Origin of the sequence: Gallaecimonas mangrovi, from assembly GCF_003367375.1 — a bacterium.
Classification (GTDB): Bacteria; Pseudomonadota; Gammaproteobacteria; order Enterobacterales; family Gallaecimonadaceae; genus Gallaecimonas; species Gallaecimonas mangrovi.
On record NZ_CP031416.1, the window covers coordinates 2820503 to 2839216 of the forward strand.

The following is an 18714-nucleotide window of genomic DNA, read 5'->3' on the forward strand; positions in this document are numbered from 1 at the left end:
GGCCTACCTCTTACATGGAGCTAAACAGCACCTGGGTCATTTTGTCAGCGGTAGACACGCTCTTGGCGTTGGCCTGGTAGTTACGCTGGGCGGTCATCAGGTTCACCAGTTCGCCGGTTAAATCGACGTTGGAACCTTCATAAGCGCCTGCGACCAGGTTACCCAAGGTGCCGGTACCGGCTTGGCCCAGTTCGGCATGGCCAGATTCAAAGGTTGAGGTCCAGCTGGTGTTATCAGCGGTGGCAAGGCCTTCGGGGTTGGCAAAATTGGCCAGTACCACTTTGCCTTGCAGCAGCTCTTTACCGTTGGTGTAAACGGCCATGATGGAACCGTCGTCTTCAACGTGCAGCCCTGACATTTCACCAGCGCTGTAACCATCTGCGGTGTACTGGGCAGAAAAATCGGCGGCATATTGGGTGGTGCCGGTCAGGCCCAGCTTGACGTTCATGGCATCGGCGCCTTCCGGGGCGAAATCGATGGCAAAACCGTCTTTGGGCGCGGCCAAAGAGCCATCCGGATTAAAGCTAAGCTCCTGGGTGGAATTTTCCTGGCCATCCACATAGGCATGGGCTGTCCACTGGTTCTCACCGGATTTCACAAAATACTGAGTCAGGGTGTGTTCGGTACCCTTGGAGTCATACAGCTTGGAGGTGTAGCTGTAGTTGTATGAGCTGGGGTCTTTAGTGTCGAATTTCGGGGTTTTCGGCAGCTCGGCATCAGCGCGCAGGTTAGCTTTAAAATCCAGGCGGGTTGAGGCCTTGGCTGGCAGGTTGCCGGTGCCAACTTTGAGGTTACTCATTACCCCGGTCATCAGGTTGCCGTTTTTATCAACACCAAAGCCTTGCAGATGCTCGCCATCGCTGCCGACGATGTTGTGGTCGGCATCTTGGCTGAACTGGCCGGAACGGGTGTAAAGGGTTTGGCCTTGATTGTTTTTGGTGACAAAAAAGCCTTTACCTGAGATGGCCATATCCAAGCTGCGGCCGGTAAAGGTTTTATTGCCGTCCTTGTCAAAGTTTTGCGACACCTTCGACAGTTCAACACCCGCCGGCTCACCACCGCCATAGAGCGCTGACAATTCGGCGCGGGCGGCTTTAAAACCGGAGGTGGACACGTTGGCAATGTTCTGGGAGATCACGTCCAGGCTCTTATTGGTGGTGCGCAGGCCACTCAGACCGATGTTGTAACTCATGCTGAAGCTCCAAGAAATTCGTTAACGTCTAAAAGGGAACGGTTACCGATGCCGGCAACCTGCAGCTGAATGTCGCCACCTTTAGCCGGGATACTGACTTTCTCGACTTTGCGATCGAGGTTGGGTTTGATGTGTTCACTCTGGTCCTGGCGGGTTGCCACCACGTCCAGTTTGAACACGCCAGCGGGCACGTCCGCCACGCTGAAAGGCACATCGCCCTTGTTCTGATTGCCAAGGTTTAACGACTTCACGGCTTTGCCGTTCATGTCCAAAAGCTTGACGCTTAGCTCATCGCAAGGGGCGTTCAATTTAATTTGCCCTTTTAGGGTTTCGGGCTTGTCGAGGCTGACATGGTCGGCCGGTACGCTGACGTTCTTGCCCACCAGCTGCGTGCTTTGCAGCACTTGCAAACTGTCCATGACGTTGTTGCCTTTGTGCTGAATGCTGGCCAGCTTTTGCACCCCTTCAACGGTGGACAGCTGCGCTAGTTGGCTCAGGTATTGGGCACCGTCCATGGGGTTAAGGGGATCCTGGTTGTGGATCTGCGCCACCATCAGCTGCAAAAATTCGTTTTTCATGTCGGCCGCGCTTTTTTTATCTTCGCTGCCCTGAAGCCGCCCTTGAGCGCTGGCAAGGCCAGTGTGGTTGCCCTGGACTTTGTCCTGGGCCTTACCGGCCAGTTGTGCGAGTTCTTGCTGTACCTTCATCAAAAATCCTTAGACCGACTGGCCTAGACGCAGCAGGCCCTGCTGCATGCTGTTGGTACGGGAAATAACATCGGCGGCGGTTTGAAAGGTGCGAGACGCTGACATCATGTCTGCCATTTCTTCAACCACGTTGACGTTGCCGTAGTAAACAAAGCCCTTTTTGTCGGCAATGGGGTTGCCGGGCTCATAGCGCTTTTCAATGGTGCGGTCTGAACGCACCAAATCAGCCACTTGCACTGTGGCGCTGCCCAAATAAGGGCCGGTGATTTCGTTGCCGGTATCAAGCTTGCGATAAACGGTGGAGAAAACCGGCATGATGGCGTGATAGGCGCCCTTTTCGGTGCTCGACACGCTGTCGGCATTAGCCAGGTTGGAGGCCACGGTGTTCAAACGCACGGTTTGGGCGCGCATGGCGGTACCGGCGATATCGTAAATGCTGTTAAAAGCCATCTGTTATTGCCCCTCTATGGCTTTGCGGATACCTGACAACTTGATATTGAGAAAAGTCAGGCTGGTCTGAAAATCCATGGCGTTCGATGCAAACTGGGTTTGTTCCACCCCAAGCTCGGAGGTATTGCCGTCTTCGGAAGGCTGCATGGGCACCCGATACTTCAAATCGCTGCTTAAATTCATCGCCGGCAGCGCCGAATGGCTATTCATGGCATCGATACGATTAGCCTCGTCTTTAAGGGCAGTCTTAAAGTCGTAGTCACGGGCTAAATAGCCGGGGGTATCGACATTGGCGAGGTTGCCCGCCAGGATACGGGAACGTTCAACCCGTAAAGCCAGCGCCTCTTGATGTAACCCCAGGGCTTTGTCCACACTGATGCCCATGTAAACCTCCACTATGGCGAGATGAACATGAAGTAAACAAGGCGCGTGCCACTTTTAATTTCAATAAAAAACAACCAGTTAAGAAAAACACTTTAAGGAAAGGGAAACCATGAGGAAATTTTTACTTCCGCCTGGGAAGCTGTTACTTCCGCTACTGTTTTGCCATTCGGTTTGGGCAACTGACTTTCTGCCGACCTTAAAAAAAGACGCCACCGCTCACCTAGTGCAGTTTGCCAAGCAAGCACACTGGCCCAAGTATCAAGCCAAAATTAGCCCATGGTTACCCCAGGGCGCCGAGCAATTACCGGTGTGTAAAGCCGGGCTCAGTATTGGCCCAGCCCGCCATGACCTTAATCCCTGGGGACGCATTCCTTATACCTTGAGCTGCCAGAGCCCCAAGTGGACCTTTAGGGCACGAGTCGATGTGGATTTAATGCTGCCGGTTTATCACGTACACCACGCCATTGCCGCCGGCAGTGACATTACCAGCGCTGACATCAAGCGCGAAAAAACCCATATCGCCGACGTTCACAGCGGTTTTTTAACCCATAGCCGCGACATCGTCGGCTTTCGTGCGCGCCGTAATTTACGACCAGGACAAGTCATAAACGCCGCCATGCTGGCGCAACCGCTGCTGGTAAAAAAAGGTGAGCAAGTGGTTATTCGCGCCGAAAGCCAGGGCGTTAGCGCCAGTACCAAAGGCGTGGCGATGCAAGATGGCAGTCAGGGCGATGGCATCGCAGTACGGAATTTAAGTTCCGGAAAGGTGGTCACCGGTTGGGTTGTGGCCCCAGGAGTAGTGAAAACAAGATTCTAAAGTTTTTAGCGAAGCTGTCGCCTCTTCTCAGAAGACCCCAAATTTCGTGTCCCTGAGTCAAAGCTAAAAAATGAAGATCAACTCCACCACTAATCGTGTTCTCGTTCTGGCACCATCCAATGGCGATGGCAGCGGCAGTGCGCCTGTAGGCAATAACACTGTGGCGATGACCACCGAGATCGAAAATGGCGACTTGGCAAAAACCCTGTCAAATGCCAGCGATGTGGACATGGATAAGGTGAATCAGCTGAGACAAGCCATCGCGGAAGGCAAAATTGACCTCGACCCGCAAAAGCTCGCCGAAGCCATCATTGCGATGCACCGGCCATGACCGCCAAGCAGCTCCTGGCCGCCCTAATAAAAGGGGTAAAACAGGATATTGCTCGCTGCGAAGAAGTCTCCAAATTATTGCGTCATCAAGAACGCCTGCTGCGCCGCACCGACGATGAAGGTTTGGCGGCGTTGAATCGCTTGCTGATGCCGGCGCTGGAGCAGCTGGCCGACAGCGCCAGCAAGCGCACCGATCTGTTAAAGCGGTTGGGTGTAACGCCAAATCAAAGCGGCATGACAGTGCTGCTAAATAAACTGCCAGCCACGCTTTCTAACCAGCTGGCACCACTTTGGCAGGTATTGCAAGACAGGCTAGCCCAGTGTCAGGCGCTTAATGAGCGCAATGGCCAGCTGCTGGCCGACCAGCAAGAACTGCTGTCGAACTGCCTTAATCAGGCGCCCGTCGTCGAGTATGGACCCGGGCATTAAGCCACTCGTCCAATTCCCGCTGTTCCTGTTTTAGTCCCTTAGCTCGCGCCAGTTCGGCGCGTTTTTTTTGGTTAAGTTCCAAGCCCTTAACCTTACCGAATTGGCGCAGTAGCTGTTGCTGCTGATGTAGCCAGTCCAGTTGCGCCAAATCGGTTTCTTGTTGCTGGGTCACCAGCAGGTTTTCCAGCTGATGCCTAAGCGCCAGGCGGTTTTGGTGGATAAGGGCATTGCCGCTATTGACCTCGCTTAAATGCGCGTCAAAAGTGTTCAGCGATTTAAGCCTTTCCAGCTGGCGCTGGCGTTCCTGCTCGCTTTTGATTTTTTCATTGCCGATGCTTTCAAGCACTTTTTGCTGGCGTTCAAGGTAACGTTTTAGCATCAGCCCAGTACCTCTGAAAGGGCATCGACACTGGCCTCAAGACTGGCCGACTCCAGCACATCTTGCTGCAAAAAAGCCGCCAGTTTTGGATAACGGCCCACCGCCATATCCAGCTCAGGGTCTTGCCCTGGCTGATAGCCACCAAGGGGCAGCAGTTCTTTGACTTGTTGATAGCGAGACAGCAGCAAGCGGCAGCGCTGTGCTAACTGCTGCTGGTGCTTGTCGGTAACCTGGTTCATCACCCGGCTCACCGAGGCATTGATGTCAATCGCCGGAAAATGCCCGGCTTCGGCCAATTCGCGGCTCAGTACCACGTGGCCGTCAAGAATCGAGCGCGCCGAATCGGCAATGGGGTCGTGTTGGTCGTCCCCTTCGGCCAGCACCGTATAAATGGCCGACAGTGAGCCGTTGCTCTGGCCATTACCACTGCGTTCGGCCAGGCGAGTCAGGCTGGTAAAGACCGACGGCGGATAACCACGGGTAGCCGGTGGCTCACCAATGGCCAGCGCCAATTCTCGCTGGGCCTGGGCGTAGCGAGTAAAAGAGTCCATCAGTAGCAGCACGTCTTCGCCCTGGTCACGAAAATACTCGGCCAAACGATGGCAAACCTCGGCGGCGCGCAGCCTAAGTAGCGGCGGCTGGTCGGCAGGGGCGGCAATCACCACCGCCCGCTTCAGGCCCTCTTCCCCAAGTGCCTGCTCGATAAATTCGCGCACTTCCCGGCCCCGCTCGCCAATTAGCCCAACAATCACAATCGAGGCGCGGGTGTAGCGGGTCATCATTCCCAACAGCACACTTTTACCCAGGCCCGCCCCGGCAAAAAGGCCAAGACGCTGGCCCTTACCGGGGGTTAAAAGCGCATTAATGGACCGCACCCCCACATCGAGGGGTTGGTCCACTAATTTGCGGCGCATCGGGTTAAGGGGCGTGGTATGAAGCGCTATCAGCTCGCCTTGAGCAGGCGCCAGGCCATCAAGCGGTTGCATTAAGCCATCAAAAACCCGGCCAAGGAGCTGCTGGCCGGCCGGGAACAGCCAATCACCTTCCAAAGGGCGCACGGCGGCGCCGGAATAAAGGCCGCTAATCGGCCGGTACGGCATTAAAAAAGCGGTGTCGCGGTCAAAACCCACCACCTCTGCCAGCACCGGGCCGTTATCTTTGGTATCCACTTCGCAGCGCTGGCCTATCACCAACCGGCAGCCAACCACCTCAAGGGTCAAGCCGGTTACCCGCACCAGGCGGCCGGCCACATCACCCAGATGCAAGTTATCTAGGTTGCCAGCAACCCGGCTTAGCCTTGAGGCAAGTTCGCTCAAGCGTCGGCCTCCAGCTCTTGGCGCACCTGTTCCATACAGGTTTCAAGGCGCTCTTCAGTTTTCACCTCAAGCTGCTGGTTTTTACTTTCCAGGCGGCAATCGCCGGTACCGAGGCTGTTGTCAATCAACAGCGGATAAGCGCCGCAATGATTCACCCCAACCTTGGCCAGGCGTTGATGGTCTTCGCTGGACAGGAAGATTTTTAGCGGTCCTTGGCTTGAATCCATGCGCCCGACCGCTTCATTGACCAGCCCCAAGATCTGCTTGGGGTTTAAGGTCAGTTCGGCGTGAATAACCCGCCTTGCCACCTGTTCTACCAGTTCACAGAGGCTGTCGGTGTTGTCTTTTAATTGCTGGTTACGCGCCTCTTCCAAGGCCTTTTGCATGGCCTGCGCCGGGTCAATGGCGTCAATAAAATCCGCTTTGCCCGAGGCTTCGCCGGCTTTTAAGCCTTCGCTGTAACCGGCTTGCATGCCCTGCTCATGGCCTTGCTGACGACCGTCGATCAGGCCCTGAGCCAGGCCTTTTTCCTGGCCCTGGATAAAACCGTCGTCGTAGCCCTGCTGAAAAGGGTCCATTTCGCCACTTTCCTTGGCATTGAGCGAGGACAGTGACAAGAAGCGATGGCGTCGGTAATTGCCCTTGATCTTTTCCATGGTTAGCTGACCACTTTTTCCTCGAACAGCTGGTAATTCAGCTGGCCGGTTTCATGCAGGGTGCGCACCAGTTGCATGATTTCGTTGCGAGCACCTTCCACTTTGCTGATAGGCACTAACCCCAACGCCTGCTTGGCATCGTCAAGACTTTGTGCCATCCGTTTCGGCAGCGCCGTAACCAAGGCGTCGTGCACCTTGGCATCGGCGCCTTTTAGCGCCAGGGCCAGGGTTTCGGCAGGCACTTCCTGCACCAGGGTCTGCAGCACTTCGTCAGACTGGCGAGACAGGGTCATAAAGTCGTACATGTTGTCGGCAACGGCGGTGGCGGTGTCTTCGTTGTGCAGCTTGAGCATGTCCATCAAGGCGCTGCGATCGCCCTGATAGCGGTTCAAGATGTCGGCCGCTTGGCGAAGACCGTCGACCTTGGCGGTGGACTGCTCAGACACAAAGCTTAAGCAGCGCGTCAAGGTTACTTTCAGCTCGTCCAGCACCTGGTCGGGCACCTCTTTGAGGTTGGCTACCCGGTACAACAGGTCGTCGTGCTGGTCTTCCGGCAGCGATGCCATCACCGCTGAGGCATTTTCCGGCGGCAAAAACGCCAGCAACACCGCCTGTAACTGCGGGTGTTCGTTACGGAAGAAACGGGCCAGGGTTTCTGGCGGAACCCATTGCAGGGCATTAAGTTCCTGCTTGAGGGCATCACCGTAAATACCGTCAACCATGCCGCGGGCCAAACGTTTGCCCAGCGCCAGGTCCAGGGTGCGCTCAAGGTATTGGCGCGAGGCGGCGCTAATGCCAGATTGCTCGCGGTAGCTGTCGAAAAACTGCTGGATAACCGAGCGGGCATCTTGGGTAGACACCCCGGACAGCTTGGCCATGCGCATCGACAGTGCGGTAACTTCGTCACGGCTCAGGCGCGCCATGATCCGGGCCGCCGCCGCCTCGCCCATGGACAGCAGCAAAATGGCTGCCTTATCCAGATCGGCTCGTTCAGTCGTGAGTTCGTTCATTGCCATTCACCCATTGTTTGACCACTTCGGTTACCCGAGTTGTTTCTTTGTCTACCAGCAACTGCAGGTGCTTAAGTTGGACATCCAATTCCGAACCCGGCGGTGGCAAGGAGGCCAGCAAGTCGCGGGTTTCGTCGTCCAGGGCATCGCTGTCTTCGTCGCCCTCGCCTTCTTCGTCAACACCCAAGGCCAAGTCATCGCGGCTATCGGCCACCGGCTCTGGCGGCCGGGTAAGGTGTTTAACCAAGGGCCGTACCCCAAACAGCAACAACAACAGCAGCAGCAGGCTGCCAAGGCCATAGCGCAAGTAGCTCAGATAAACCGGGTCACGCCACCAAGGGTTGCTAGCAGGCTGGTCGTTAACCAGGGTTTCAGGGGAGAAGTTAAAGGTATTAATGCTGAACTGGTCACCGCGGGTGGCATCAAAACCAACGGCGTTTTTCAGCATGTTGGTCATTTCAGTCAGCTGCGCGGGCGTCCAGCCTCCTTTCGGGGCTTTGGCATTATTGAGCAGCACCGACACCGACATGTGTTTAAGTCTGCCAAGGGCAAACTTGGTGTGGGTAACCGAGCGGCCGGTATCAAATTTGCGCGAGCTTTGTTCGCGCTGACTCAACGACTTTTGCGGCTGGTCGCTATTTTGGTTGTTCTGGCCCTGGGTTTGGTTCTTCGCCACCGGCGGCCGGTTAGACAATGCCCCGGGAATGCCCATGGAAAGGGCATCGGTGTTGTTGTCTTTGGTGCTACTTTCATCCACCACCACCGGCGTGCCGTCCAAAGACTCGCTGGTTTGGTCGACGGTAGAAAAGTCCACGTCGGCTGCCACCTGCACCCGGTAGTTTTCACCGCCCAAAAGCGGGTTCAGCATGTCTTTGGCACGCTTGGCAATGCGACTTTCCAGCTGACTGGTGTAGTCCATTTGTTTAACCGACAAGCGGGTGCTGTTGGTGGGGTCGTCAAGACCTGCTGACAGCAGCTCGCCTTTTTGGTCAACCACCGAAATGGCATTGGGCTTCATGCCGGGTACGGCGCCTGCAACCAAGTTGACAATGGCCTGCACCTGGCTGGCACTAAGCGCCGTTTTGACATCCACCATCACCGAGGCAGAGGGTTTTTCCTCTTCGCGCCCCACAAATAAGGTGCGTTTGGGAATGGCCAAATGCACCCGGGCACTGCTGATGGCATCGAGCGACATCATGGTGCGGGCCAGCTCGCCTTCCAAGGCGTGCACATAGCGGGCATTTTCCATGAACTGGCTGGTACCCAGCTCCGACATTTTATTAAGGTCACTAAAACCGGAAGGCAGTGCTGCCTTAACACCGCGGGCAGCCAGCGTCATCCGGGTGCTGGCCAACTGGTCTTCACCAACTAAAATGTCGCCGCTGTCGCCGTCCAGACGAAAATCGATACCTTCTTTTTCAAGGTTTTCAATGATGTTCGCTTTGTCATACATCTCTTGGCTGCCATAAAGCGGCACGTAATGGCGACTACTGGTCCAGAGAATAAGCACAATAGCGGCAGCGACGGTGGCCGCCAGTAAGGCCACCACCGCCGCCGAGCGGTTATCTTTAGAAATATTGCGCCAGCGCCCGGCCAGGGATTTGACCCCATCAACGACCGTGTTTCCGCCTTCGGCAACAGAATTGATTAACTCAGCCATGAAAGTCCTTACAGCGGAATGCGCATGATGTCGTCAAAGCCAGAAACCAGTTTGTTTCTGACCTGCAGCAGGGCCGAGAAGCTGAGCCCGGCTTTTTGGCTGGCAACCATCGCCCCCACTAAGTCATCGCTCTGGCCGGTTTCAACGGCTTGCATCAGTGCCGAGGCTTTATGCTGGTCAAGATCAACGGCATTGATGCCGTTGTTCATCAGGCTAGAGAAAGGAACACCGGTGGCCTCGCCAATGGGATTTTTTTCAATGCCATCGGCAGCGCGGCTCATTTGCGCCATTTCCTGCAGCAGAACCTGCTGGGTTTGAATGTTGTCGATTTTCATAAGGCGCCCCGTTAGTTCCTGACCAGTAACTGATTTATATCAATGCCTTGCTCACGCATGGCCGCCAGTTTGTAACGCAGTGCCCGGGTGGTAACACCCAAGGCTTCAGCGGTGTGCTGACGGTGGCCATTAAAACGGCGCAAGGTATCGAGCACGTGCTGAAATTCGGCGTTTTTCTTGCTGGCTTGCAAAGAGCCCATGGGACTTTCGGTAAAACGCGAGCTGAGTTTGCTGGGTAGCATTAAATCGTCAGGTTGCAGCACCAAGCCACGGGCCAAGATAAGCGCACGTTGAATCACGTTTTCCAGCTCGCGCACGTTGCCCGGCCAGCTGTGTTCTAAAAGGGCGCGGCAGGCATCGGGGTGCAAGTCAAAACCGCTGTCTTGGGCATACTTGCTTAAGAAATGGCGGGCCAGTGGCAAAATGTCGTCCACCCTTTGGCGCAGCGGCGGCCAAGCCAGCGGCAACACGTCGAGGCGGTAGAAAAGATCTTCACGGAACCGGCCCTTGGCCACTTCTTCGCGCAAGTCTTTGTTGGTGGCGGCGATGATGCGCACATCCAATTTTACTTTCTGGTTAGAGCCGAGCTTTTCAAGCTCCCGCTCCTGTAAAACCCGCAGTAACTTGGCTTGCAAGTCCAGCGGCATTTCAGAAATTTCGTCCAGCAGCAAGGTGCCGCCATTGGCCAGCTCAAATTTCCCCACTTGCGAGCTTACCGCGCCGGTAAAGGCGCCTTTGGCGTAACCAAACAGGGTGGATTCAAGCATGGTTTCAGGAATGGCCGCGCAGTTTACTGCCACATAAGCACCATCAGCACGGGAAGACTGGTCGTGAATATGGCGGGCAAGGCGCTCTTTACCGGTACCGGATTCACCGCTAATAAGCACGGATGCATCGGTACGGGCGGCTTTTTTGGCAAGCAATAGCACCTGGCGGCTGGCCATGGATGCCACCACCAGGTTAGGAATGGGTTGCGTTAAACTGACGGCGTGATTGACCACCGACAGCAATTGCTCGCAAGTATAGGGTTTGAGCAAATAGTCCATAGCGCCTTGTCGCAGCGCTTCGCCAGCCCGGACACTTTGGTGAGGGCGAACAAGGGTAACAATGGGCGCTTTAGGACAAGCCCTGCGCAGACGATCTACCCCTCTTCCCAGGTCGTCATCGGTATCGGCATCAAGCAAGACAAGCACCGGTTCTACCTGGTGCAAACAAATAACGGCCGTTGCGCAATCTTCGGCACAGATGAGTTCGAACCCTTCCTGCTCAAGCGTTTGCCTGAGCTCAGGTTCCGACCCTCGCGGATCCACAAGCAATATAATTTTTTTCATTTTACGTCCCGTTCGTTTTTCTAAGCACGCGCACCGTGACCCGACGGTTCAGGTCTTGCTGCTTGGTGCTAGCATTTTTGGTAGACGGATAGCGATCCCCGTTGGCACGGGTTTGAATTAGGTGTTTTGGAACACCCGCTTCAACGAGAGCTGCTGTAACATCCGCTGCCCTTTCCCTTGATAGTTCGATATTGCCTAGGTGTGAGCCGGTGTTGTCGGTATAGGAATCGACAAGTACGGCGCGGATGGACTTATCCAGCACGATATAGCCTGCAAGCTTGGTCAGGTGCTGGCGCTGAGCCAGATCTAAAGCGCGTTGTCCCATGCGATAGAAAATGACTTGGTCCCGCGCTTGGCGGTATGACATTGGCGCTAAAGCCATCAGGCAGTGGCGAAACTGACTCGCTGCCTTTTGCCAGTGAATACTGGGCGCATAGAAATGTTGGTTACCCCAAAAAATATAACCCCAGAGACCTTGATCCAAAGCATCAAGCAGGCCTTGGCTGGGCTTTTCATCCAGCACAAATTGGCCATGTTCAGCGCTGGCCTCATAGGGCACACCTTCAGACAAGTGGCTCCAGGGCGCATTGCCCCACATCACATTGACATTAAGGTTTTTTGGGGTAGGAACATCTGGCGCCAAGGTAAAAGCAAGCGGCTCGCCGGCATGACGAAGAAAAAAGGCGTGGCCCAGATCAGTGATAGGCAATTCCAGCTGGCAATAAAAACGGTCGCCTTTAAAGTGCCAATTAACGTCGTCCATTGCGGGGCGAATTAATGCACTGGCGACAGATGGAAACACCAAAACACCAAGCCAGAAGACTTGGAAAATCTTTCCCATTTCCTTTCCTTAAAAGTTCGGATAGCGCACAACGCGTCCGAACAAATTCTTATCCTTAAAGATCATTAGCGGCTTCAATAATAAATTCCTTTATTGAAAACCCCTTTTATTACTCACCAGCGACAAAAAAAATAAAAAGATGAAGCCAGTGATAGACCATTAAAGATCATACGTTTTAGGGATAAATGCCCTAAGTAAAGAAAGGAAAACATACAGCCCTTCGCCAGTCTCCAAAAATTCGCAAGCATTGGAGATGTCCTTGAAATTGGCGGCTCCGCTATCATCAGTGCATGCACTTTTAGACCGGAAGCTTTGCGTCCTGTGCTTTCGCTACAGTTTGCCCTTTCATGCCGTTATCCTGGATAAAAATCCAAGATTAACGGTGACTTAACAACGTAAAATGAGCATATAGCGGTAAAATGAACGGGTAAAGTGCCAAGCTCAGAACCGTTATAAAGTTCACACTTTTTGCACATTCTAAAGCAAATCACCTGCTAGTACCATCGCCATTAATCATTATTTTTAAAATAAAAACAAACAATTAACCCAAAGTTCCCACAACATCAATATGCATGGTTTCCGGGATCTCGTTGTAACTGAATACTTTTAAACCACGGGCGAAAGTTCGCGCATAACGCGCAAGTAATGGCCGCAATTGTGGTACGACCAGAAGAATGGGTGGATATCCTTGCAACTGCATCTGTTCTTTTAGCTGTGGCATGACCTGTTGCAAACGCCCAAGCAAGGTTGGTTCGACAGGGAAACTGTCCAAAGCCACCTTGCCATTTTGCTGCTGGGCCTGATTTAACGCCTTCATCAAAGTATTTTCTAACTCTTCATCCAGCGTCATGGTTATCAGGGTGTCTTTATCACCCACCGCGGCTTTGATAAGGCTGCGTTTTAATGCACAGCGCACGTCAGCGGCAAGTAACACCGGATCTTTTGTAAGCTCACAACTATCAATTAGTGTGGTCGCTATTGTTCTAATATCGGACAAACTAACCTGGTCAGATAATAATTTTCTGTACACACGGAGCTGCTGAATTGGAGTCAGTTGGTTATTTAATGTTTCAGAAAGTTTCTCAGAAATGTTTTTTAATCTTTCACCTAATTCCAACACATCGTCATGGGTGAATATTTCTTCTAAGTTTTCGCGCATCACCTTGCCCAAATGGGTGGCAATAACGGTGGCGGTATCCACAACCGAATAACCCAGGTTAAGGGCCTTGGCCTTTTGAGTTGGCTCAATTAAAACGGCTTCCATCTGATAAGCCGGTTCCATTACCAGCTCGCCATCGATTTTGCCGTAGACATCGGCATTTTGAATGGCCATTAGCCGTTCGGGGTCAACCGCCCCCGACGCCACCACCACACCGCCCATTTTGATGCGGTATTCATTTGCGGCCAGTTGCAAGTTGTCGCGGATACGCACCTCCGGCAACAAGAACCCAAGCTGCTCCGACAGGGTTTTACGAATACCACGCACCCGCGTTAGCAGCTCGGCCCCCTGCTCCCGGTCCACCAAGGTAACGAGGCGGTAGCCCAAATCAATGGCCAAGGTGTCAACGTGTGGCAAGTCTTGCCACAGCAGCGGTGGGTCTTTTTGCAATTGTTCGGAGAGCTGCAACTGCGCTTCGTCTTGCTCAACCGTGGCTTGCGCCCGGCTTTGGCGCCAACCCACAAAGGCCAGCACAATGGCAAAACTTAAAAAGGCGACCGACGGCATACCCGGTATCAGGCCCAGCACTGCCATAATGGCCGCCACCGTCCAAATAACCTTGGGCAGGGCCAGCATTTGCTGCTGCACCTGGGTCGACATTTCCGATTCGTCATTGACGCGGGTAACGATGATGGCAGCCGCCGTGGCCAGCAGCAGTGACGGAATTTGCGCCACCAGGCCGTCACCGATGGTGAGCAGCGCATAGAGCTTAAAGGCATCGGCGCCAGAAAGGCCATGCTGGAACACACCAATGGCCAGGCCGCCAAGCATGTTGATGACCAAAATCATCAAGCCAGCGATGGCATCACCACGCACAAATTTGGACGCCCCATCCATGGCCCCGTAGAAGTCGGCTTCTCGCGCCACTTCCTGGCGGCGCTGTTTGGCTTGGTCTTGGTCAATCACGCCGGCGTTAAGGTCGGCATCTACCGCCATTTGCTTACCGGGCAAGGCGTCCAAAGTAAAGCGGGCCGCCACTTCCGAGATCCGCTCGCCACCTTTGGTAATAACCACGAAGTTGATGATCATCAAAATGATGAACACCACCATCCCCACCACGTAGTTACCGCCAATCACCACCTGGCCAAAGGCTTGAATAACCTTACCGGCAGCATCGGTGCCGTTATGACCGTTTAGTAGCACCACCCGGGTAGAGGCCACGTTTAAGGTAAGCCGCATCAAGGTGGCTATCAGCAAAATGGTGGGGAAAACCGAAAACTCTAAGGGACGCTTGGCCGACACCGCCACCAGCAACACCATTACCGACAACACAATGTTGAAGGTAAACAGCGTATCGATAACCCAGGGCGGCAGCGGCAGGATCATCATCATCAAAATGGCAAGCAGCACCACCGGTATGGCAGCGTAGGAAGTGAATATCTTTGACTTCACCAGTTGTCCCTTATCGTTTTAATGTGTCTGGAATATCAATCTTGGGCAGCGGCAAGCTGTTTTCGCGCCCATTTGCCTTCATGGCGTTCATTCTCATCACGTACATCAGCACGTGTGCCACGGCCTTATAGAGGCCAGCGGGTACTTCTTGGTCAACTCGGGTGGAGTAGTAAATGGCTCGGGTCAGTTCCGCCATCGGCAAGATGGTCTTTTGATTTTGTTGCGCCACTTCACGAATGCGTTGGGCCAGGTGGTCTGCGCCTTTGGCTATGACATAAGGCGCTTCGGCAAGCTCGGGGTCGTATTTAATGGCCACCGCATAATGGGTGGGGTTCACCAAAATGACGTCGGCCTTGGGCACCCGCTGGTCGATGCGCTGGCGCGACATCTGCATTTGCAACTGGCGAATGCGGTGTTTGATTTCCGGGCGGCCTTCGGTGTTTTTATTCTCTTCCTTAACTTCCTGCTTGGTCATGCGCAGTTTTTTCAGCAGTGAGAAACGCTGCATCGGCACATCGGCAACGGCAATAATCAGCAGCATCAGCCCCAAATACAGCACCGCCATAGCAACAATGTGCACCCCTTCGCCGATGGCTATGGCCATCGGCATACTGCTAAGAGAAATAAGGGTGTTCCAGTAGCGCCAAAGCACCCAGATGATGCAACCAATCAGCAGGCTCACCTTGGCAATGGATTTGCCAAGCTCCATCAGGCTTTGCCCTGACATCAAGCGCTTGATACCGGCAATGGGGTCCAGTTTCTTGCCTTGAAAGGCAATGCTTTTGGTGGAAAACAGCCAGCCGCCCGGTACCAGGCTACTGGCAAAAGAGGCGAGCCACAGTACCAGCAGCAGTGGGAAGAACGCTTTTATTGCCAGTACTGAGGCTTCGCTCAGGTGAGTGAGCATCTGCTTGGAAAAGTCAGCATCATCGGCGTGAAGGGCAAATTGCAGCTCCATCAAGGAACCGGCAAAATCGCCAAAACTGTGGGAAAGCGACAACAACAAAATGCCGCCCAAGAGCACCAGCACTGCGCTTTGCAGCTCCCGCGACCGAGCAACCTGCCCTTCTTTACGGGCTTTATTAAGCCGCTGGGATGTGGGTTTTTCGCTCTTGTTTTGGCTGGAATTCTCGCTCATGGCGTGCCTCCCACCACCAACCGCATCTGATCGAGGGCATAGTCGGTAAATTCGCTAAAGCGCGTTGGTACTTCAGCCAGGGTCAGCAGCAAACAAATCAGCCCCAACATCATGCCAAGGGGCATGCCGAGGGCAAAAATATTAAAACTTGGCGCCGAGCGGTTCATGACCCCAAAGCCGAGGTTCACTATCAGCATGGCCACCACCGCCGGCATGGCCAGCAGCAAGGCGCTGCCAAACACCCAGCCCATCATTAATATCACGCGGTTAAGGCTTAACTGGTAAAGGCTGTCACCCGGTGGCCAGGTGTAAAAGCTTTGCACCAATACGTCCAGCACCACCAAATGGCCATTAAGGGCAAAGAACAAAAATGCCGCCAAGATGCTCAGTAGCTGGCCGATAAGTGGCACGGAATCGCCGTGCACCGGGTCATTCATCACCCCCATAGCAAGGCCCATCTGTAATGACAGAATTTGCCCAAGCATCGTCATCACGGTGAACAGCATCTGCACCATAAAGCCCAGCAGCAGGCCAAATATGATTTGCTCAATGGCCAGGGTCAGGGCGGTAAAAGAGAAAGGGTCAACGGCAGGCATGGCGGGCATCATTGGCATCATCACCACACTGATGGCCAGCGCCAACAAAATACGCACCTGCGGCGTTTGCAGCAGGTCGCCAAATACCGGCATGGTCCAAAGCACCGCACCGACACGTAAAAAGGGCCACCAGACCTTACCCAACCAGGCCGTAATTTCAGGCATGGAAAGCTCGGTAAAGGTCATCCAATGGCTCCGGGAATGGCATAAAACAGGGTATGGAACAGGTCCATAATGCGCTGCAGTATCCAGTGGCCAGCAAAAGCCAGCATGCCTAGCGTTACCAGCAACCTGGGTAAAAAGCTTAAGGTTTGTTCGTTGATTTGGGTGGCGGCCTGAAAAACACTGACGATAAGCCCCACCACCATGCCCGGCAAAATGAGTACGCCAACAATCAAAATGATATTGACCACGGCGTTATAAATAAGGGCAACCGCCTGTTCTGGAGTCATGGCCGCTACCCGAAGCTGGCAGTAAGTGAGCCCACCGTCATGGCCCAACCGTCAACCAATACAAACACCATCAGTTTGAACGGTAAGGAAATGATCAGTGGCGACAGCATCATCATCCCCATTGCCATCAACACCGACGCCACCACCAAATCGATAATGAGAAAGGGGATAAACAACATAAAACCGATTTGAAAGGCGGTTTTAAGCTCCGACAACACAAAGGCAGGCATCAGTACCGAAAAAGGCACCTGGTCGGGCTGCATTTTCAGCGGCTCGTCAGCAATGCGCAGCATTTGCTCCAGTTCCGGTTCTTTGGTCTGCTTGAGCATAAAGGTGCGAAGGGGCACTTCAGCCCGAGAAAAGGCTTCTTTTAGGCTAATTTGGTCGTTGTCGAAGGGGGTGAAGGCGTTTTGGTAAATGTCGGTCCAGACCGGGCGCATAATAAGAATGGTTAAGGTTAGGGCTATACCCACCAGTACCCTATTCGGCGGACTTTGTTGCAGGCCGAGCGCTTGGCGCAGCACCGCCAGCACAATGATGATGCGGGTAAAACTGGTCATCATCAGTAGCATGGCGGGCAAGAAAGACAATGCCGTCATCAACAACAAAATTTGCACGTTGATGCTGTAATCGTCGCTGCCGGTGCCGTGTTTAACGTTAAATATCGGTAAGTCTGCTGCCAGCACCGGGGCTGGCAGCAGCGCTATCAAAAACCAGAAAAGCGCCTTCATGAGCCACGGGACAGCTGATTAATACTAAGATCATCCATCACTTCAGTGAGGCGAAGGCCGTATTTACCGTCCACAACCACCACTTCTGCTTTGGCCAGCAAGGTGCCGTTTACCCGCACATCCATGGGTGCGCCAGCCGGTTTGTCCAGTGCCAGCACTTCGCCGCTACTCAAGCCCAACAACTCCCCAAGGCTGATATCGATGCTGTCGACTTCCAGGGTCAACTTAACCGGAATATTACGCAGCAGCGACAGATCCTTAGGGGGCTTCTTTTCTTCAACATGGTCCTCTAATAAAGCGTCAAGACCGTCCTCTTCCAACGTCAATTCGTCCAGGATGTCGTCATTTTTATCTGTCATGTTACTTCTCCGACACTCTCACTGACTCTGAGTACCAATTGCTCTCCCTGCTCGGCTATTTGTCCACGCAGGCATGTAATTTTTCCTATGCGCGCCGTCACCTGTTCACTCAAGTCGATAGGCAAAATGTCGCCGCTCTTAAGCTGGCTTAGCTCGCCTAAGTTCATCGACAACTCCGCCACTGCGATTTTGAGTTTTACAGGCACGGTGTGCGCGCAGCTTTTCAATTCAATGGAAAGCTGCTCTGGTAACAACACCGGGGTCTTAGGGTGAGGTTCAAAATCAGCGGCCCAACAACAACACCAACGCACCGTACCTTCGCCAACGTTCAAACGCACTTCGGTACAGATTTGTTTGCCCTGGGGTTTGCGGCTAAACCATTGGCTTTGCCAACCTTCCAGTGACAAATCCAACTTGCTAAAACAGGCTCCGAGCAAGCAATGGAGCATCTTTTGCGCAAGGCGTTCTTCGGTATCGGTCACTTGTCGGCTGTCCACTTGTTTAACGGCCGCAAGCTGACCGCCAAAAAAGAGTTCCGACAAACTAAAAAGGTCGCTGCGGCTAAAGCCCATGGCGACCAGGGCATCGCCCTTACCGTTTGGGCTGGCACCAAGCCAGTGATCGGCAGAAACGTCCGTTTCTTGCCAGGTAGACAAGCTGATTTGAATATTATTGTCGTTAAAAAGGTGACGGCAATGCGCCCCCAACTGATCGGCTATATAGGTATTTAAATGGTTCAACCGGGCGCACAGCGTTGCTGCCCGTCTGGCTTCGCCAAGCAGATCAAACTGAGGATAATGCGCGGCGTTTTCGCTTTTAATAAAGCGTTTGCCCTGGCCGTTCAGGGTTTTATCCTGCATGCATTCGTTTCCCTAACTCACCTAAGAGGTTCCCCAGAATGCATACCAGCGACCGAAGCCGGGCGCTTCTTTAATGGAATTTCCGACATTTTCAACAAACTATTTAAGACATCAATAATATTTAAGAACG

General features: G+C 53.7%; 22 protein-coding genes and 1 riboswitch. Of the genes, 3 read left to right on the top strand and 19 right to left on the bottom strand.

Annotated features, from left to right (window positions below; translation table 11 throughout):
- Positions 1-10: 10 nt before the first annotated feature.
- From flgE to flgB, 4 genes are read right to left on the bottom strand one after another with little or no spacing between them, the layout of a single operon-like run.
- On the bottom strand, positions 11-1192 hold the full coding sequence (gene flgE / locus DW350_RS13555) for a flagellar hook protein FlgE (RefSeq protein ID WP_115719444.1): 1182 nt from the start codon (positions 1190-1192) through the stop codon (positions 11-13).
- The gene (locus tag DW350_RS13560) at positions 1189-1899 is read right to left on the bottom strand and encodes a flagellar hook assembly protein FlgD (RefSeq protein WP_115719445.1); all 711 of its coding nucleotides are present in this window, start codon (positions 1897-1899) and stop codon (positions 1189-1191) included. The genes flgE and DW350_RS13560 overlap by 4 nt, the downstream gene beginning before the upstream one ends.
- 9 nt (positions 1900-1908) lie before the next feature.
- A complete protein-coding gene (gene flgC, locus DW350_RS13565) occupies positions 1909-2349 on the bottom strand; it encodes a flagellar basal body rod protein FlgC (protein WP_115719446.1) in 441 nt (146 codons plus the stop codon).
- Positions 2350-2352: 3 nt separating this feature from the next.
- A complete protein-coding gene (gene flgB, locus DW350_RS13570) occupies positions 2353-2733 on the bottom strand; it encodes a flagellar basal body rod protein FlgB (protein WP_115719447.1) in 381 nt (126 codons plus the stop codon).
- 109 nt (positions 2734-2842) lie between these two features.
- Between flgB and flgA the strand changes: the two genes are divergently transcribed.
- From flgA to flgN, 3 genes are all read left to right on the top strand, one after another.
- Complete coding sequence (gene flgA, locus DW350_RS13575) at positions 2843-3550, top strand: flagellar basal body P-ring formation chaperone FlgA (RefSeq protein WP_115719448.1); 708 nt, start codon at positions 2843-2845, stop codon at positions 3548-3550.
- A gap of 70 nt (positions 3551-3620) precedes the next feature.
- A complete protein-coding gene (gene flgM, locus DW350_RS13580; protein WP_115719449.1) occupies positions 3621-3881 on the top strand; it encodes a flagellar biosynthesis anti-sigma factor FlgM in 261 nt (86 codons plus the stop codon).
- Entirely contained in the window at positions 3878-4309 is a 432-nt protein-coding gene (flgN, locus tag DW350_RS13585) for a flagellar protein FlgN (protein WP_115719450.1), read from the top strand. Before flgM ends, flgN begins: the two co-directional genes overlap by 4 nt.
- Here flgN and DW350_RS13590 read toward each other — a convergent pair.
- From DW350_RS13590 to DW350_RS13660, 15 genes are all read right to left on the bottom strand, one after another.
- Positions 4269-4688 carry a flagellar protein gene (locus tag DW350_RS13590; RefSeq protein ID WP_115719451.1) on the bottom strand — a complete coding sequence of 140 codons (420 nt, stop codon included), beginning with the start codon at positions 4686-4688 and terminating at the stop codon, positions 4269-4271. The two genes, flgN and DW350_RS13590, sit on opposite strands and share 41 nt — an antisense overlap.
- A complete protein-coding gene (locus DW350_RS13595; RefSeq protein ID WP_115719452.1) occupies positions 4688-6004 on the bottom strand; it encodes a FliI/YscN family ATPase in 1317 nt (438 codons plus the stop codon). The genes DW350_RS13590 and DW350_RS13595 overlap by 1 nt, the downstream gene beginning before the upstream one ends.
- A complete protein-coding gene (locus DW350_RS13600) occupies positions 6001-6660 on the bottom strand; it encodes a FliH/SctL family protein (RefSeq protein ID WP_115719453.1) in 660 nt (219 codons plus the stop codon). Before DW350_RS13600 ends, DW350_RS13595 begins: the two co-directional genes overlap by 4 nt.
- A 2-nt stretch (positions 6661-6662) precedes the next feature.
- Positions 6663-7670 (bottom strand): FliG C-terminal domain-containing protein, encoded by a 1008-nt coding sequence (locus DW350_RS13605; protein ID WP_115719454.1) that lies wholly within the window; start codon positions 7668-7670, stop codon positions 6663-6665.
- The gene (gene fliF, locus DW350_RS13610; protein ID WP_115719455.1) at positions 7651-9330 is read right to left on the bottom strand and encodes a flagellar basal-body MS-ring/collar protein FliF; all 1680 of its coding nucleotides are present in this window, start codon (positions 9328-9330) and stop codon (positions 7651-7653) included. The genes DW350_RS13605 and fliF overlap by 20 nt, the downstream gene beginning before the upstream one ends.
- A gap of 8 nt (positions 9331-9338) precedes the next feature.
- A complete protein-coding gene (gene fliE / locus DW350_RS13615) occupies positions 9339-9665 on the bottom strand; it encodes a flagellar hook-basal body complex protein FliE (protein ID WP_115719456.1) in 327 nt (108 codons plus the stop codon).
- 11 nt (positions 9666-9676) lie between these two features.
- The gene (locus tag DW350_RS13620; protein ID WP_115719457.1) at positions 9677-10996 is read right to left on the bottom strand and encodes a sigma-54 dependent transcriptional regulator; all 1320 of its coding nucleotides are present in this window, start codon (positions 10994-10996) and stop codon (positions 9677-9679) included.
- A 1-nt stretch (position 10997) separates the two neighbouring features.
- Positions 10998-11837 (bottom strand): OmpA family protein, encoded by an 840-nt coding sequence (locus DW350_RS13625; protein ID WP_115719458.1) that lies wholly within the window; start codon positions 11835-11837, stop codon positions 10998-11000.
- A gap of 264 nt (positions 11838-12101) precedes the next feature.
- A riboswitch (cyclic di-GMP riboswitch) is annotated at positions 12102-12189 on the bottom strand.
- Positions 12190-12378: 189 nt separating this feature from the next.
- Positions 12379-14388 (bottom strand): flagellar biosynthesis protein FlhA, encoded by a 2010-nt coding sequence (locus DW350_RS13630; protein ID WP_319018126.1) that lies wholly within the window; start codon positions 14386-14388, stop codon positions 12379-12381.
- Between the two features lie 70 nt (positions 14389-14458).
- A complete protein-coding gene (flhB, locus tag DW350_RS13635) occupies positions 14459-15586 on the bottom strand; it encodes a flagellar biosynthesis protein FlhB (RefSeq protein WP_115719460.1) in 1128 nt (375 codons plus the stop codon).
- Positions 15583-16368, bottom strand: a complete 786-nt coding sequence (gene fliR, locus DW350_RS13640; RefSeq protein WP_115719461.1) for a flagellar biosynthetic protein FliR — start codon at positions 16366-16368, stop codon at positions 15583-15585. Before fliR ends, flhB begins: the two co-directional genes overlap by 4 nt.
- Positions 16365-16634: a flagellar biosynthesis protein FliQ gene (fliQ, locus tag DW350_RS13645; protein WP_115719462.1), complete on the bottom strand. Its 270-nt coding sequence runs from the start codon at positions 16632-16634 to the stop codon at positions 16365-16367. Before fliQ ends, fliR begins: the two co-directional genes overlap by 4 nt.
- Positions 16635-16639: 5 nt before the next feature.
- Positions 16640-17365: a flagellar type III secretion system pore protein FliP gene (gene fliP, locus DW350_RS13650; RefSeq protein WP_115719463.1), complete on the bottom strand. Its 726-nt coding sequence runs from the start codon at positions 17363-17365 to the stop codon at positions 16640-16642.
- Positions 17362-17724 (bottom strand): flagellar motor switch protein FliN, encoded by a 363-nt coding sequence (gene fliN, locus DW350_RS13655; protein WP_115719464.1) that lies wholly within the window; start codon positions 17722-17724, stop codon positions 17362-17364. The genes fliP and fliN overlap by 4 nt, the downstream gene beginning before the upstream one ends.
- Entirely contained in the window at positions 17721-18584 is an 864-nt protein-coding gene (locus tag DW350_RS13660; protein WP_115719465.1) for a FliM/FliN family flagellar motor switch protein, read from the bottom strand. The genes fliN and DW350_RS13660 overlap by 4 nt, the downstream gene beginning before the upstream one ends.
- Between the last annotated feature and the right edge of the window lie 130 nt (positions 18585-18714).